A 15425-nucleotide genomic window follows, 5' to 3' on the forward strand; every position below is an offset into this window, starting at 1 on the left:
GTTTTCGACCGACTTGCTATGTGTGCAGCGCCGGATCGGTACGAATGGAGTGAATCTGAAGGACGTTGCCCCAGAGCGGGATCAGCTTCTCGCTGACGCAGTGGCGCACCGGTTGGCCTTCGAGCTGATTGCCTCCAAGAACCTTCAAGTGCGTGTCGTTGTGATCGACATAGAAGGCCACGTGGCCGTGCGCGGAGTCACCCTTATCGACGAAAACAACGAGGTCGCCTACCTTGGGCGTCCCGTTCCGAGGGGTCGATTTGCCCTTGTCGAACACCATACCCGTTCCCCAATTCCGCCAGCTTGCTGAGGCGGCATCGCGGGTCGGTGCGCGAGACTTGCCTGCGTCGTTCCGTCCTGCATGTGAGCGGACAAAACACCAATTGACGAAGGCCGAGCACCAGGCAGTGGTATCGCCCGCCGGTTTGGTAGTCGTCTGTGAAAAGAATTCGACAATCAGCGGATTGGCGCGGACCGGCCAAGCCCGCATGTAGCCCGGCCAGGTCGTGTCGTATTTGCCGCCTTTGTCTTGCGCTACGCCCAGAAAGAAGCTGGCGACGTCATACGGCGTGATCACCTTCTGATCCGACCACGAGGGCACCTTCTGTACGATCGCGAGCGCCGTCTGCCGCTCGGCGAGAAGGGCTGGCTGCAGCCCCTTGGTCTCCACGTCGAAGTCCTTGAGGATTGTTTCGTTAAGGTCGTCCCTGTTGCTGTACTGCTTCAGTTCGGCAGGCAATTCGGGAACGACACCAATATCGGTCCCGATCTCTGCCGGCTTGCGTTGTGCGGCCATCGCATCCTTCAGAGCCAGATCCGAACCGACCAAGGCCAAGGACCCCGTCACAAATGTGCGCCTGCTCACAGTCATGGTTGCCTCCCTTTCCGGCTCGAGCTTTGCTCACCTGCCCGCAGCCGCAATGCACTTTTGTTCCTGCTATTGAAACGCAAGCCCCAAATTGATCGAGCCCACGGCTTCCAGTTCGCTGTTGGGATTACTGACCACTGCACCATTGGGCGGTGGCAGTTTTGGCTTGTTGTTAGGAGGACGCTTGCTTGAAAGCGTGCTGTCGAACGCCAAGCTCATGCCCAGTCTTATGGTGTTGTCTTGAATGGTCGCACTGACGATCGAGACGGCCTTCGGATCGACGTTGAGGAAAAGCGTCTTGCCCTGAAATTCCAGAGGAAACACCAGATTGTGCCAAGCAGCAGACGCCGCATTGTTCACTTGCCCACACAGATCGCCAAGAGCACCAGCAATTGCTGCCTTGATGCCCTCTGAGGCGAACGGGACATAAGCGAGATCAATGGCCTTGGACTGGACAAGCTCAACCTTCGGCTCGTCGAACTCCAGAAGCTTGCACCAGTCGCCGTCTGCACGAATTCCGAAATCGATCGTCACGTTGCCATTGGCAACGACATCGAAGCCCTTGATCTTCCCTTTCCATTTAAACGGTGCAGTGACCTCAATCGGAAATTTGTCCGAGCCCGATGCCCTCAAGACGACATTTCCCAGCCGTCCAGCTCCATCATAGGGAATGTCGCCGAGAAAGGTGTTCTTCTTGACTCCCCTTGCGTCAAGCCGGACTTCAAATTGATTGATGATCGAACTGATCTTTTCGAAGGAGAGCGCCACCGCGATCTTTAGACTTGATCCGCCGGTTGCCCTGGTGACCGAGGAGGACGACGCTCCCTTGCTTTTCAGCAGAACGTCCGCATCCACCTTGTTGGTCGACAAGGATGCGGCCAACAGCGCAGCTATGAACGCAAACGCTACCGCCAGAATCCGTGTCAAAATGTCACCCTTCCAAAAAGCGCATTAAAACAAGTTTTCCCGTTCTGAGTGTAGGCGGATTTGAGATAACTTTGCAAGAATGCAAAGCCGACTTGTGACGGTCTGCCTCTCACTCGGTTCGTTTGCAGAATTGGTCTTCCGTAAAGAGCGGCTGTCCGTTCAATGAGGGCTATCGGCCTATTTATCCAATCGATGATCTTGCCAACCTAACGGAGGTCAACAAAAACTGGTCCAGCCGCCAAATAAGTCTTGGCCTGAACTGAACTTATTTTCTGGGACTCCCATGGTTTCCATGGGTCCGAGCGGTCACCGCAGCCCGACTTATAGGAATTGCCAAAGGTCGCCAGACTTGCCGCAGTGGGGTTTTCGACGAGCAGGTTGCCAATGATTAGGCTATCCACATCCACAGCTTTGGGGTCACTGAAGCCGAAAATCAGATTTACAAGTCGCTGACTGCTGCCGCCTGAATCTAACAGAAGCAGCATTTGAGCGGAATATTTCGTCGAAAGCGTTTTGTCAGGGACCAGAAAACATCCATACCGGATCGCTTTGCCCAGCGGCCAGGAGGAGATCTTTTCGGCGATACTATCCTTCAGCACACCGGCGCTGGCGGGCAGCAACTCCGGCGCATCGAAGGACTCGGTCGCAACACGGGTATCAAAATAAACAGCCAGTCGTTTGACTTTTGCGTCTTTCGAAAGATCCGGGCTCGTCGAAATGACACTCAACGCGCGACCAAACTGGTTCAGAAGGTCCTTGATCGAACTCCAGCGAATCGGATCCTGGGCGTCCTTGGCCGAATCCCGCGGAGTATCCGTTGACACGGGTTGCGCCGATCTCGCTCCTAGCGGGTCGGGAATCCCCATTGCCTTGAGCGCCTGCAGTTCAATTGCTTTCAAGCAGGGGTCTTTCAAATCCTTGATAGTGCCATCCGAAAACGCATCGAACTGTTTTGCCAGAATGACGATCATCTCTTCTTTCGTGAAAATATATCCAAGGGCCTCTCGTATCTTGGTGCATCCGGCTTTCGCGGTGTTCGGGTCGCTGCTTGCTATCATCGTGTCCCAATTGCCAGCCTTCGCCGTCAGGTAGCTCGAAAGGTCGATCCCGGTGTTATCCGCTATCGGGCCCTGAAGGGGGGCGCCGGGGGCGTTGAGTTTGTTGCCGTCGAAGGTCAGGAAAGCCGAGCGTTTCCCGACTCGGGCAATCGTGAATTTTGAACCGTCAGAAAGCGAAAGCGTCACGGTCTTTTCGTTTGTATCAAACGTCGCCTGAGGCTTCTGAGTATCCACCTCGTCAAACGCTTTGACGATTTCGTCAATGTCGCTTTTGTTGGCGACGATTGCTCCGCTGATGTCTGTCGCGCTCGAAACGACCGCCGCCCCGCCCGGGCCAGCAAAAATAAAACCAAGGACCTTTGATACGATTCTGATGGCGCTGTAAGTCGAGGCATTTACGGTCGTCGTCTTTGACTGAAGCAACTTGAACTTCAGGCGCAACGCAGAATTGAATGCTATGTTGGTCGCGAGATAGTCGTCACAGCCGGTAACGGTGGTGTTGCCTGCGGCATCACGTTTCACCTGTGCGATCAGGTATGTGATGGGCTTGGGAGGGGCCGCTGTATTTTTGCTGATCTGCTCGATGTCTACGGTCAGCGCAAATTCGCGGCCGGCCGTTATGAGTCCAATATTCCAGGCACGATCAACGAACTGTCGCGCGAAGCTTTCGAGTCCGGACGAGCTGCATTGGATCTTGATATCGGCATAATTGAAATTCGCTATCTCATCCTGCTTGTATGCAACGGCCTTACGGTTGGCGATGATCTCCTGCATATTGGTGTCTTTCTTCGCGGTCTTGTCCAGACAAAGCGCAGCGAAGGTGCACTCGGCCGCGCTGGGCGTGGAGTGCGTCAGAAGCAGACCGAAGGCAGCAATGGATAAGAGGATTCTGAAAAACATGCCGTCCCCCAACAACTTCGGGGGCGGTTACGTTGAACAACCCCGCGCTAAAAATAGCTCAAGAAAGATGTCGTCGCATGCAACTAAAAATTGTTTGTAATTCTGGCCTGGTCTAGAGTCAATGTTGTGCGACCAGCATTCGGTCCGGCGTGCAATTCCAGATCAGTTGCCTGGTAAGCATGGGAAGCTGGGTGGAATGGGGGCGATTGCCAGCCGGATCGCGCAAGAGAGACTTGCCTCGGATTGCGGAGCGCATTGACAGCTAGAAAGATGCAGCTCAGAGGTTCGCAATTGTTGGTGGCGCGTAGCGCAACCGACAAGGCTCAAACGAGTGACCTTTGCCTATGGAGGGCAAAGGCGCTAGCCGATGCCTATTCCGGCCGTAGCTCAACTGGTGGGTTTCGGCCCAGCAACCCCGAAAATCCTTTATCTTTCAGCGGGGATTGACTGAGACTCTCTCCGCCACTTCTTGAATTTCATTTCTCCACGATTGATCCCCAAATGACGGCTCGTCCTCTCAGACGCCGTAGAGGCGCAGGTCTCCATCCTTGGTGATCAGCCGAACCTGCACACCCCGCCGCGTGGCCGCGATGTCGCCGATCTGCGACGCAGGCATCAGGCTAAAGGCGGTCGAAAGCGCATCCGCCTCGGTGGCGGTCGGTGCAATGACGCTGACGGTCCGATAGAGCGCAGGGCTCCGTCCCGTCCGGGGATCGAATAGATGTGTGAACCGGCCTGCCGGATCGAAGCGGAAGCCAGCGCCCGCCGTAGTGGCCACCGCGCGATCGACCAGGTCGACGGTTTCGGTCAGCGCACCGGGTTCGTCCGGATCGGCAAGGCCGACGCGCCACGGGGTCCCGTCCGCGCGCGCTCCGAGCGCGCGTATCTCTCCCATGTTGACGAGGGTCGTCGACAACCCGCGGGCGCGCAAGACATCCACGACACGGTCGGTGGCGTATCCCTGAGCGATGCCGTTCAGGGTGATCGCGGCGCCATGCCTGAGGAGCGCCACACGATCGTCGCTCACGCGCAGGCCGCTGCGACCCACCTTCGCGAGCGCCTCGGTCAACCTCTCGGCCAGCGGACCGTCGGGATCCGGCTTCTCCGACGAGAAGTGTTCGGCGTAGAGTTGCCAGAGGGGTTGCACCGTGGGATCGAACGCGCCGCCGGTGAGGTCGGAGAATTGCAGCGAGGCCTTGAGCAGCGCGACCATGTCGGGCTCCGGAGCGACCAGAATGCCGCTTCTGTTCAGGGCGCAGATGGCGGAATCCGCCCGGTACAGGCTGAACAGCCCTTCTAGTCGTCTTACCTCCGCCAGGCAGACCTGGACGATCCTCTCAGCCTCCTCCCGATCGGGATGGAAGATGTCGATCGACACCTGCGCGCCGAGCGCCGATCCTCGCCATCGCGCCGCTTCACCCGCCCGGACGCGTTGTCCGCCGGAAAGAAACGCCGAGCCAAAGGTTGCTGCTGCGATGGCGATCATGCGTCGGCGCGTGAGATTTGCTGGTGCCATCGGAAGCCTCGTCAGTTGATTCGGACGCCGGGGCGTTCGTGTCCGGTTTGATCGCCGGCCGCACCGTCGCTGCCGAGCACATAGGCGCTCGGAATCTCCGCGAACGTGACGACTTTGCCGCCGTTGGCGGCGACGAAGGCGTCCGCAGCGGCGCGATTGCCGAACGGCACAGCCTCGGCGGCGCCCATTCCGCTCTGCTTGCGGCTCTCGATGACGAAGAACGCCGTCTTGGCGGCGATCCAGTTGGTCGCTCCCGGCTCCTCCCAGCTGGGGGCGCGCGCCATGTCGGACACGTAGATCGCGCGGATATCGCGGGGCTGATCCGGCATCAGGGTGAAGGCCACGGCGTCACGCGCCGATGTGAACCAGTACGGGTCGATGCGGCTCTTGGTAATGATCTGCCCCTTGGGGCCGGGGTGTTCGAGCACGTTCATGCCGCAGAAGACTCCCATTGCCTCGCTGTTGAGGGTCGCGGGCGGCGGCATGTCGGTATCGCTTCCGTCCCGATTGCAGCCGGCCAGCACGAGCACGACGATCATGCACAAGATCCGCAGCGTCATAGCTCCCTCCGAGCGAAGAACGCGGCCGCAAGCCCGAGCGGTGCGACGACCCAAGCGGTCAGTCCCGTCAACAACGCGCCGACGCTGGTCGTCGCGGTGCCGGCAAGCCCCGTCATGCCGGAAAACTGGCTGACGTTGAACCCGGTCAAGTTCGCCATCCGGTACAGGTCGGTCGGATTGAGGAACAGCAGCGCTTCGAGAACGGGCGCGGAGACGATGTTTCCCTGATCGACGACCAGCACCCCGAGCAGTGCCATATCGAACACCAGCACCATCAGCAGCCATACTCCCACCGAGATGCCGGCGGCGGTCCCCCGGTCCCGAACCAGGCTGCTGATCAGATATCCGACTGCGACGAAGACCGCACCGAGCATGATCGAGGTTCCGAGCATCGACGCGAAGGCGTACCAACTCGCGGCGAGCACCGACGCGCCGGTTATCGCGAGGGCGGCGGCCGCAGCGCCGTAGCCGATGACGGTCGCGAAGGCAAGGATCAGGACGTGGCCGCAGAATTTGCCGAGGATCACCTGGCCCCGGCCCACCGGATAACTCAGCAGGAGCGTCATGGTGCCGCGTTCCATCTCGCCGACCACGGCGTCGTGCGAGATCAGCAGTGCGATCAGCGGAAGCAGGAAGATCGTCAGGCTCGACAGGCTGACGACGACGACGTCAAGCGCCCCCGCGCCGACATTGCCGGTGGGAGCGCTTCCCAGGAACGTCAGCGATAAGGCCAGGGCGGCCAACAGAAGCGTCGTTGCCAGAACCCATCGGTTCCGCAACCCTTCCTGGATCTCCTTGATCGCTATGATGACGATCGTCCTCATGCAGCGCTCTCCTGCGAGTTGAGGAAATGCGCATAGAGCTCGTCGAGGGTCGGGGCCGCGATCTCGATGTTGACGACGTTGGGATCACTGGCCGCAACGCGTAGCACGTCCATTTTGCGCGCCTCATCGGGCACCAGCAGGATGCGTCCGCGCGGGGTCGCGACACTTGTGCCGTTCATCCACGCTGCGGGAATGCGGGCGCCAGGCGCAAAATCCAGCGAAACCCGGATCGGCAGTTGCGAGATCGAGCGCAGTTCCGAAAGGGTGCCCTGCGCGACCAGGCGTCCGCGATTCATGATGAGGACATGCTCGGCACGATCCTCGAGTTCGTTCAGCGCGTGCGATGAGATCAGCACGGTGGCGCCGTCGTCGCGGAGTTCGTTCAGGATCTCGTAGAAGGTCTGCCGCAGCGCCGGATCCAGCCCCGTCGTCGGCTCGTCAAGCAGGAGCACCCGCGGCCGGCCGAGCAGCGCCTGCGCCAATCCGAGGCGCTGACGCATGCCCTTCGAATAGGTTCCGACCCGGCGATCGGCCGCATCGGTCAGTCCGACGCGATCGAGAATGACCCATGCCTTCGACGGCTTGATGCGCTTCAGTCGTGCATAGAATGAAAGCGTTTCCCGTCCGGTGAGGGCCGCGTTAAAGGCGACGTTCTCCGGAAGATATCCAAGCTGCCGTCGCGCCGAAAATTCACCGGCAGCCGGATCCTCGTCGAGCACGCGGATGGAGCCCTGATCCGGACGGATCAATCCCAGCATCAGCTTGATCAGTGTGGTCTTTCCGGCGCCGTTGTGGCCGACCAGCGCGCTCAATCGCCCCGGGGCGAGGTCGAACGAGACGTCGCGCAGCGCGCGCACCGCGCGGTAGTTCTTCACGACGCCGGTCACGGACACGGTAACGCTCATCTCCCGCCCTCCTTGCCCGACGGCCGCGGCGGCGGCGCGATCAGAGGGTGGCTGTCGATGACGCCACCCGGGTAGAGCGCCGGGAACTGGGCCTGGGCCCACCGCAGCACCTGGACCGCGGGGCTGTTGATCAGCACCTTGGCGGCGGGCGCGGTCCACAACACCCGGTCGACGAGATCGTTGGGCCGGTACGCGGTGTCGGCCAGGCCATCGCCGTCGAGATCGAACGCGGGATTGTCGCTCCAGTAGTTGCCGCGACCGCCCTTGGACCAATCAAGATCTCGGGTACCGACGTATTTGACCTGGTTTCGATTGCCTACGAAGGCGTTGCCGGTGATTTCGTTGCCTTCGGAGCCGGCCGTGAAGTGAACGCCGATGGCGCAGCGCTCGAACCAGTTGTTCCGGAACCGGTTGTGGTTGGTGTTGTAGATGAACACGCACTTTTCCGGGCCGCTCCGCAAGCTCTGCTCGCGCTTCGTCTCCGGGATCATCCCTCGCTCGTCGTCGGGGCGCTCGTCGCCGCGGTCCGCAACAGTGTCCAGGAGGCCACCAGTGACGCGGTTTCCGTCGATCTCGGCGTAGTTGGCGTAGTTGAACAGGATGCCGTGATCGCGATCGCGATCCGATATATTGTCGCGGATCACCAGGCGGTTCGAGTACATGATGGCGTAGCCGACATGGTTTCCGATCGAGACATTGCCGCTGACTTCGCTGTCGTTGGTGTACATGTAGTGGACCGCGAAGCGGAGCTGTTCGAAGCGGTTGCCGACGAAGCGGTCCTTGCGGCTGGAAATTGTGAAGATGCCGTCGCGGCCGTAGCGAAAGCTGTTGTCCGCAATGGTGACATCGGGCGCATTCCACAGTGAGACACCGTTGCCGGCCTCGCTGAGCCGGCCGCCGCGGAGCCCTTCGATCACGTTGCCGGCGACCCGCGATCCCGCGGCGCCATGCACGTAGACGCCGAACAGGTTTCCGACCAGCCGGTTGTTCTCGATCGTCGCGCGCTGGGCGGTCTTCTGGAGAAAGATTCCGGAATTCATCGCCTGCAGGTCGCGGCCCGATCCCCGGACTGTCACGCCGCGGACGGTCACATCGGGCGCAGTCACCGTGATGACGTTGCCGTCGCCGTCGCCGTCCAGCACGGCGCCAGGCCGTCCCGTCAGGATCAGAGATCGATCGATCCGGATTGCACCGTTGTATTCGCCCGGAGCAAGTTCAATGACGTCGCCGTCGCGTGCGCGATCCAGCAGCGCCTGCAACGGCGGGCCCGGCACAGCCGTCAACGTCTCCGCACTGGCGAAGCCGGTCAATCCGGCGGCGACGAGCGCCGCCGGAAGTATGTGTAACGGGAGACGCACGCCGCCGCTCCCGATCAGACCGATTTCGGCTCGACGAACATGCGGCCCTTCATCTCCATGTGCATGGCGTGACAGAACCAGGAGCAGTAGTACCAGTAGACGCCCGGCTTGTCGGCTGCGAACGACACCGACGCCGTCGCCATCGGCGCGACCTCCATCTGGATACCGTAGTTCACGATGCAGAAGCCGTGAGTCAGATCCTCGACCGCGTCGATATTGGTGATGTAGACGGTGACCTGATCGCCTTGCCTGACCTGGAACTGCTCGAGCCCGAACGCCGGAGCCGTCGAAGTCATGTAGACCCGCACCTTGTTGCCGTCGCGGATGACCTTGGAATCGGCCTCGAGGTTAATCCCGTCGGCCTTGGCCTGCTTGACCGCATCCGCAAACATTGGATCGGCGCGGTCCCAGATCGAGATCGGATTGATCTTGGAACGGTGCACGATGGTGGCGTCATGGGGCTCTGCGAAGCTCGGACCGTCGTGGACCAGCTTCATCTGGTCGCCCGAGATGTCGATCAACTGATCGTTCTCAGGCTTCAGCGGGCCGACGTTGAGGAAGCGATCCTTCGAGAACTTGTTCAGTGAGATCAGCCATTTTCCGTCCGCCTCCTTGGTCTGACCCATCGAGGAGTGGTTGTGACCTGGCTGATAGTGGACGTCGAGCTTCTGGATGATGGGATCGACTTTCTCGCCCTTGAACGCCCGTTTGGCGAGCTCGATGTTCCACTTGCAGACCTGGCTGTCGAGGAACAGGGTCGTGTAGGCGTTGCCCTTGCCGTCATAGGCCGTATGCAGAGGCCCGAGGCCAAGTTCGGGCTCGGCGACCACGACGTCGCGCGGCTTGATCTTGTCGTCGAACAACCGGTCGAACAGCCGCACGTCCATGACCGTCACCGTGGGCGACAGCTTGCCTGCTGCGACGATGTGGATGCCGTCGGGCGCGGTGTTCATGCCGTGCGGATTGTTCGAGACCGGAACGTAGCGCGTGTAGGCCGACCCCTTGCGGCCGTCGATCACGGGCACGCCGTTCATTTCCTTGAAGTCGCCCTTCTTCACCGCCTCCTCGATCCGCTTGAGGTTGAAGATGACCACCCAGTCCTGCTCGTTGGCGGTCATCTCGGCCAGGGTGACGCCTTCTTCGGCGTTGTAGCAGGTCGAGAAGGCATACTTGCCCTGATAGTCGGCATCGACGTTGTCGAGGTTGCCGCTGACCATCACCTGCCAGGCCACTTTCATGGTATCGCCGTCGAGTGCCGTGAAGATGGAGTGGTACTCTTTCGGATTGTCGAGAATCTTGCCATCGTTCGGCAGCGGCACGCCGTCTTCGCCGTTGCAGAACACATAACCGGTGCGTGGATATTTCTGCAGCCGAAGGCCGTGGACGGTGTGCTGGTTCGGCAGCTCGATGATCTTGTCGCACTTCATGACGTCGAGCCGCACCCGCGCCACGCGGCTGTTGGCCTTGTCGTTCATGAACGCGTAGCGGCCGTCATAGGTGCCGTCGGTGAACGAGATGTGTGGATGGTGGAGGTCGCCGTTCATGAACGTGCCGCCACGATTCTTGAGGAATTCGCGGGTCGTCGGCTGCATCCCTTCGGTCAAAACCTTCAGGCTTTCGTTGGTCTGGCCCCAACCGGTGGCGCTGCAGCGGTTGAAGACGGGGACGCGCATCAGTTCGCGCATCGAGGGGAGTCCGATGATCCGCATCTCGCCGGACTGGCCGCTCGAGAAGAAGACGTAGTATTCGTCGAGCTCGCCGGGCGCGACTTCGGTCTTCTGCACCGCCGGACGCGCGGGCGGCGCCTTGGGCGCGGCAGCTTTGGTCTGCGCGTCGGCGGTCGAGACGAAGCCAGCACCGTCCTTCGTCACCACAGCTCCGCCGGCAAGTCCGACACCCGCTGCCGCGGCGGTTGTTCCCAGCAGCGTTCGGCGGCTGACGCCCTCTCCATGTCCGTTGTCGCTCATGATTGACCTCCTCGGCTTTCAGTTTCAGGTTGCAGATGGCGTGATGGAATCGACACGTGACACGCCGATGGGCTTTCCCCCGGCGGTGATGACGGTGTTCGGGCCTTTGCCGCCCGGGCGCATCGAAGACGACGACAGCGCCTGACGTTTCTCCCGCTTCAGCCGCACCTGGATCATGTGCGGGCAGCGGTGGTCGTCGAAGTAGAGCTCTTGGCAGTGCATGCAGTAGATGCACTCGTTGACGTTGATATGTCCTTCCGGATGGATGGCCTGAACGGGACATTCGTTGGCGCAGCGCTGACAGGGCGAGCCGCATTCCGGCCAGCGTCGCAGCCATTCGAACATCCGGATGCGGCCGGGGATCGCCAGCGCCGCGCCGAGCGGGCACATGTAGCGGCAGAAGAAGCGCTCGACGAACAAGCCCGCCGCGAGCAGGGTCAGGGCGTACACGACGAACGGCCATTCGCGCGCGAACTTCAGGACGATCGAAGTCTTGAAAGGTTCGACCTCGGCAAGTTGCTCGGCAAACGCCGTCGAGTAGAGCGACATGCCGAACAGGCCGAGGAAGATGATGTACTTGATCGGCCACAGCCGTTCGTGAAGGCCCCAGGGAACGCGGTATTGCGGGACCTTGAGTGCCTTGGCGGCGTTGTTGAGCAATTCCTGCAGGGCGCCGAACGGGCAGAGCCAACCGCAGAACGGTCCGCGGCCCCAGAACAGCAGCCCCGCCGCGATCGAGGCCCAGAGAAGGAAAATCAGCGGCGCGGAAAGGAAATACTCCCAACTGAATCCGGTCAGCAGGGAGTTCGTGAAGGTCAGGACGTTGACCACCGAAAGCTGAGCATTCGCGTACCATCCCAGCCAGACGAGAATGAACAGCAGATAACCGCGGCGGACCCACGTGTACACCGCCGGACGACGGACCAGAAAATTCTGGAAGAAGAAGATCAGCGTCAGCGCGCCGAGTGCCACCATCGCTGTGACGATCTTGGCGACGTCCGCGCGCCATATCCGCATCCACAACGGATCCTCGTCGGTCGTCGGCACGCCGGCTGCGGGGGCAGCCGCCGGCGACGACTTGGCGGTCAGCGCCGCGGCGGGCCGGACCGGCGCTTCGCGCTTGAGATAGGTTTCGGGAAGCGTGTATCCGAGGTCGAAGGTGACCCAGGCCTTGTCCCGGGCACCGACGACGCGCTGCACCAGGAGCTGCAGCGCCCACGGCTCGGTCGGATCGAAGGCGAAGTCGGCCGGCACCACAAACAGCGCGATCTCGGGAAAATCAGGCGCGCCTTCGGCCGCCAGGCTGCCCAGCCGGGTGTGGTCCCGATCGCGGAAACGGATGCTGTTCATTTCCTGGATCAATTCGATCCGATCGAAGATGCCGCCTCGCACGTAGGCAGCCCCCTTGAAGGAATAGCGGCCGGAACCGGCGACGACGAGCGCCTGCTGACCTGGCTTCAGCCTGCCGGCCAGCCGATTGTAGCCGTCGTCGCCGAGCAGGCTGCGGCCGATGCTCGGCACCGCGACGTCGGCGACATAGAGATCGATGAAGGTTTCGTCCGGAGCGCCTTCCTCCGGACGCCCCGCGGCGGCGGCATTGCCCGATTTTTCGAAGGCTCGGTTGACGTCGGCGACGGACAGGGTCAACCGCCGGACCGAGCCGTCGCCGACAAGGGTCTGCCAGTCCCGAATTTCGCTCTTCGCTGTGTCGATGGACTTCGCGGCCAGCGGCGCTGCGGCCGGCACCTGGCTTGCCTGCCCGCCGAGGCGTCCGCTCCGGATCAGCTTGGTGGCGGATCGAACGATGCTGTCGCCGATCACCAGAACAGTCACCGTTGCGCCGCTGACGATGTCGACTTGCGGCGCCGGCGCGACCCCGCGGGCCACGCTTCCCAAATCGGCGCCGATCAGCTTGTTGACGGCCTCCAGAATGCGCTTCTCCGGAATGCCCACCAGCACGATGGGCTCCTTGTGCTCGACCAGCTTGAGGCCGGTCAGTACGCCTTTCGGATCGATCCCAACGACGACCTGAATCGGCTTCCCGGAATATCCGACCGCATTGGCGAAATCGGAATTCAGGTACACGAAGCCCTGCAGTTGATCGCCGCGATAGGCCGGTACGATGGGCGGGTCGCCCTGCGACGGACCAAATCGGTCGGCACCCGGAAAGAAATCGAAAGGAGCTACCTTGGACAGGTAACCGTTCAGGTCGGCGGCGGAGGCGGTGTCGAAGGACGAGAGCACGCAAAGCAACGACAACGCGAAAAATACCCGCGCCGCCCAAGTTGGAAAATCCGGAACGCCATGCGTTCTTTGAGTCATGGGGACCTCAAACGTAACGCCGCGACCGACTGGGTCGTGCATTCCCTGTTTCTTCTGAAGGTCGCCGTTGACTCAGAAACATGATCGGACAAATGCTGCCCTGTCGATCGGAACGTGTATTCCGTTTGCGCTGGATCAATTTGCGCTGGATCAAGTTCCCTACTTTTGTGCCCGGGAGGACCGTGCCATGCCGTTGCTACGAACTTCGCTGCTGATGAGCGAGCCGGCCGGCACACTGGAATCCCTCGATGAGCTGTTCGCTCTCGCCAACGCGATGGAGGAGGAGGCCGCGAACAGGTACACGGCGCTTGCCGAGGACATGCGGCGGCAGAACAAGAGTGCTCTGGCCGAGGTCTTCGCGCAGCTCGCCGCCGCCGAGCGCGAGCATGTGGATAGCGTCACACGATGGTCGCAGTCGCGCCGCGGCAAGGCGCCGGACCCGGCACTGGTTCGCTGGGAGGCTCCCGAAACCTTCGATGCCGAGACGGTAAGGGAGATCGGAGCCTCACGGCTGACGACTCCCTACCGCGCGTTGGCCATGGCGGTTCGTAACGAGGAGCGAGCTTTCGCATTCTGGTCCTACGTTGCGGCCTATTCTCAGGATGCGGAGATCAAGCAGGCCGCCGAAGCCATGGCGCGCGAGGAGCTCGGACATGTTTCAATACTGAGGAAGGAGCGGCGTCGCGCCTATCACAAGGAGCATGATGCAACCGAACGGCGCGGACCCGGCGATGCGGCAGCGATGCAGATCGATGCGCGCGCACTGGAGATCCGTCTCGCTGCACAGCTTGCGGACCTGGAACGCGATCTCGACGGTGCAGCGGCGGCCCGCACTCGGGAACTTCGTGAAGAGACGATGCAGATGTCCGAGAAAGTCGAAGGCATCGGGAAGTTCCCGGTTGCACTCGAGCAGCGCGATGCGGAGACAATCTCGGAAGTGCTGGCCGACGCCTACCTGGAGAGCGTCGAAAGCGCCGGCGATCAATCCCAGGTCGCGCTGCTGCAAGAATTGGCGGAAAGGGCCATCGCTCGTTTGGCCTGGTTGCGCTCGTTGACGACGGCTGAAAGTTGAATGCGACGTCATTCGTCTTCGTTCCCGAGCAGCATTAAGTGCTCCGGTTCGCGAAGTGCATCTTCTGGCCGCTTGACGGTTGTCAATGGGGCTTGACTGACACTCTCTCCGCCATCAGCCTCATCCCACCAGTTTCCATTTCCCATCGCCCGCGCGCTTCAGCGCCGGGTCGCTCACCCGCACATGCTCGGCGAGAAAATCGATGAACGCGCGCACGCGCGCGGGGAGCGGGGCGGTGTGGCCGACATAGACGGCGTGGATGTCTTCGCGGTCGCCGGGATTGTAGTGCTGCAAGACCGGGACGAGGCGGCCCGATTCGATGTCGGGGCCGATGTGGAAGAGGGCGAGGCGGGCAAGGCCCACGCCGCCGAGGGCGAGGCGGCGGGCGGCTTCGCCGTCGCTGGCGCGGGCGGCCGGCGGCGGCACCGCTTCCTCGGTGCGGTCGCCGCGCTTGAATTGCCAGCCGCGGATCGAGCGTGGAAAGGTCCAGCCGATGCCGCGATGATCGGCGAGATCCGCCGGAATCTTCGGCGCGCCGAAGCGGGCGAGATAATTCGGCGCGCCGACCACGACCATGCGGCTGGTGCCGAGCTTTCGCGCGACGAGACGCGACGCGCGCAGCGGGCCGACGCGGATGGCGACATCGGCGCGCTCCTGCATCAGGTCGATCAGCGTGTCGGTCAGCACCAGATCGAGCGTGACGTCGGGATGGCTTTCCAGGAAGCGCGGGATCAGCGGCATCACGTGCAGCATGCCGAAGGGGATGTTGCTGTTGACGGTGAGCCGGCCGCGCGGTGCCGCGCCCGAAGCCGCCTCGCGTTCGGCCTCCTCCATCTCGGCGAGGATACGCACGGCGCGCTGGTAGAAGGCCTGGCCTTCCTCCGTCAGCGTGAGCTTGCGCGTGGTGCGGTTGATCAGCCGCGAGCCGAGCCGTGCCTCCAGCCGCGAGATCAGCTTGCTGACGCCCGACGGCGTCAGCCGCAGTTTGCGCGCGGCCTGGGTGAACCCGCCCAGGTCGACGACGCGGACAAAGACCTCCATCTCGGCGGAGCGGTTGGTGTCGAAACGGGCCATGTTGAATTCACGTCACAAATGATTGGATTGCGGACATTCTAATGGTTTTGCCGCGGCACGGCTATCTGCGTGGC

The 15425-nt window shown here is 61.7% G+C and carries 12 protein-coding genes; 1 reads left to right on the forward strand and 11 read right to left on the reverse strand.

The window, feature by feature from the left end; genetic code table 11:
- Nucleotides 1-16: 16 nt before the first annotated feature.
- The 10 genes from BM118_RS35810 to BM118_RS35855 all read right to left on the reverse strand — a co-directional run bounded on the left by BM118_RS35810 (nt 17) and on the right by BM118_RS35855 (nt 13205).
- Nucleotides 17-871, reverse strand: a complete 855-nt coding sequence (locus BM118_RS35810; RefSeq protein WP_092192133.1) for a CHAP domain-containing protein — start codon at nt 869-871, stop codon at nt 17-19.
- 66 nt (nt 872-937) lie between these two features.
- Complete coding sequence (locus tag BM118_RS35815; RefSeq protein ID WP_143099577.1) at nt 938-1795, reverse strand: hypothetical protein; 858 nt, start codon at nt 1793-1795, stop codon at nt 938-940.
- 206 nt (nt 1796-2001) lie between these two features.
- Nucleotides 2002-3753, reverse strand: a complete 1752-nt coding sequence (locus tag BM118_RS35820) for a hypothetical protein (RefSeq protein ID WP_092192137.1) — start codon at nt 3751-3753, stop codon at nt 2002-2004.
- Between the two features lie 517 nt (nt 3754-4270).
- The gene (locus BM118_RS35825; protein ID WP_092192139.1) at nt 4271-5269 is read right to left on the reverse strand and encodes an FAD:protein FMN transferase; all 999 of its coding nucleotides are present in this window, start codon (nt 5267-5269) and stop codon (nt 4271-4273) included.
- 11 nt (nt 5270-5280) lie between these two features.
- On the reverse strand, nt 5281-5829 hold the full coding sequence (locus tag BM118_RS35830) for a nitrous oxide reductase accessory protein NosL (protein ID WP_092192141.1): 549 nt from the start codon (nt 5827-5829) through the stop codon (nt 5281-5283).
- The gene (locus BM118_RS35835; RefSeq protein ID WP_092192143.1) at nt 5826-6653 is read right to left on the reverse strand and encodes an ABC transporter permease subunit; all 828 of its coding nucleotides are present in this window, start codon (nt 6651-6653) and stop codon (nt 5826-5828) included. Before BM118_RS35835 ends, BM118_RS35830 begins: the two co-directional genes overlap by 4 nt.
- The gene (locus BM118_RS35840; protein ID WP_092192145.1) at nt 6650-7558 is read right to left on the reverse strand and encodes an ABC transporter ATP-binding protein; all 909 of its coding nucleotides are present in this window, start codon (nt 7556-7558) and stop codon (nt 6650-6652) included. The genes BM118_RS35835 and BM118_RS35840 overlap by 4 nt, the downstream gene beginning before the upstream one ends.
- Nucleotides 7555-8916, reverse strand: a complete 1362-nt coding sequence (locus tag BM118_RS35845) for a nitrous oxide reductase family maturation protein NosD (protein WP_092192147.1) — start codon at nt 8914-8916, stop codon at nt 7555-7557. The genes BM118_RS35840 and BM118_RS35845 overlap by 4 nt, the downstream gene beginning before the upstream one ends.
- A 14-nt stretch (nt 8917-8930) precedes the next feature.
- Complete coding sequence (gene nosZ / locus BM118_RS35850) at nt 8931-10883, reverse strand: TAT-dependent nitrous-oxide reductase (RefSeq protein ID WP_092192149.1); 1953 nt, start codon at nt 10881-10883, stop codon at nt 8931-8933.
- A 24-nt stretch (nt 10884-10907) separates the two neighbouring features.
- Nucleotides 10908-13205 carry a NosR/NirI family protein gene (locus tag BM118_RS35855; RefSeq protein WP_092192151.1) on the reverse strand — a complete coding sequence of 766 codons (2298 nt, stop codon included), beginning with the start codon at nt 13203-13205 and terminating at the stop codon, nt 10908-10910.
- 67 nt (nt 13206-13272) lie between these two features.
- Between BM118_RS35855 and BM118_RS35860 the strand changes: the two genes are divergently transcribed.
- Nucleotides 13273-14277, forward strand: coding sequence for a ferritin family protein (locus BM118_RS35860; RefSeq protein ID WP_349529817.1), 1005 nt, complete (start codon nt 13273-13275; stop codon nt 14275-14277).
- A gap of 120 nt (nt 14278-14397) precedes the next feature.
- Here the strand turns inward: BM118_RS35860 and BM118_RS35865 are convergent, their stop codons facing one another.
- A complete protein-coding gene (locus BM118_RS35865; RefSeq protein ID WP_092192153.1) occupies nt 14398-15351 on the reverse strand; it encodes a LysR family transcriptional regulator in 954 nt (317 codons plus the stop codon).
- Nucleotides 15352-15425 lie beyond the last annotated feature (74 nt).

It is taken from the genome of Bradyrhizobium sp. cf659, from assembly GCF_900113725.1.
GTDB lineage: Bacteria > Pseudomonadota > Alphaproteobacteria > Rhizobiales > Xanthobacteraceae > Bradyrhizobium.

Excerpts from the sequence above, each read along its gene's own strand:
- BM118_RS35810 (WP_092192133.1), bottom strand. The coding sequence starts at position 871 with ATGACTGTGAGCAGGCGCACATTTGTGACGGGGTCCTTGGCCTTGGTC.
- BM118_RS35820 (WP_092192137.1), bottom strand. The coding sequence starts at position 3,753 with ATGTTTTTCAGAATCCTCTTATCCATTGCTGCCTTCGGTCTGCTTCTG.
- BM118_RS35825 (WP_092192139.1), bottom strand. The coding sequence starts at position 5,269 with ATGGCACCAGCAAATCTCACGCGCCGACGCATGATCGCCATCGCAGCA.
- BM118_RS35830 (WP_092192141.1), bottom strand. The coding sequence starts at position 5,829 with ATGACGCTGCGGATCTTGTGCATGATCGTCGTGCTCGTGCTGGCCGGC.
- BM118_RS35835 (WP_092192143.1), bottom strand. The coding sequence starts at position 6,653 with ATGAGGACGATCGTCATCATAGCGATCAAGGAGATCCAGGAAGGGTTG.
- BM118_RS35840 (WP_092192145.1), bottom strand. The coding sequence starts at position 7,558 with ATGAGCGTTACCGTGTCCGTGACCGGCGTCGTGAAGAACTACCGCGCG.
- nosZ (WP_092192149.1), bottom strand. The coding sequence starts at position 10,883 with ATGAGCGACAACGGACATGGAGAGGGCGTCAGCCGCCGAACGCTGCTG.
- BM118_RS35855 (WP_092192151.1), bottom strand. The coding sequence starts at position 13,205 with ATGACTCAAAGAACGCATGGCGTTCCGGATTTTCCAACTTGGGCGGCG.
- BM118_RS35865 (WP_092192153.1), bottom strand. The coding sequence starts at position 15,351 with ATGGCCCGTTTCGACACCAACCGCTCCGCCGAGATGGAGGTCTTTGTC.